This window comes from Pseudomonas sp. FSL R10-0056 (assembly GCF_009600105.1).
GTDB classification, from domain to species: domain Bacteria; phylum Pseudomonadota; class Gammaproteobacteria; order Pseudomonadales; family Pseudomonadaceae; genus Aquipseudomonas; species Aquipseudomonas bubulae.
In genome coordinates, this window is record NZ_WIWL01000132.1 from 1 (window position 1) to 279 (window position 279).

The 279-nt window shown below is 53.4% G+C and carries 1 protein-coding gene; it reads right to left on the reverse strand.

Features of this window, described 5'->3' with window-relative positions; all coding sequences use genetic code 11:
* Window positions 1-53: 53 nt before the first annotated feature.
* A partial coding sequence (locus GHO42_RS25720) for a hypothetical protein (protein ID WP_218576002.1) occupies window positions 54-279 on the reverse strand: 226 nt, incomplete at its 5' end.

The following is a 279-nucleotide window of genomic DNA, read 5'->3' on the forward strand; positions in this document are numbered from 1 at the left end:
AGCTTTGAAGCCGATCAGCGTCTTTCCGTTTTGTGGTCGTATATCCACGCTCATCAGTTGACATACAAGCCAGCTTGGTTATGGGGGGGTAGATCATCGGCGCCTCGAATCGCGTGTTCATCCCCATAGATCACTGGAACGGCTTTGAGCTTTTTCACTTGATCCCAGCCTTCTTCCTGCTCGCATTCATGGGCTACAACCGTTGCCGAGAAAACTGCCTTGCGCTGTCCAGCGGTGCCTGCGAACGCTATCTGCTCGTTGACCACATAGGTCGAGACG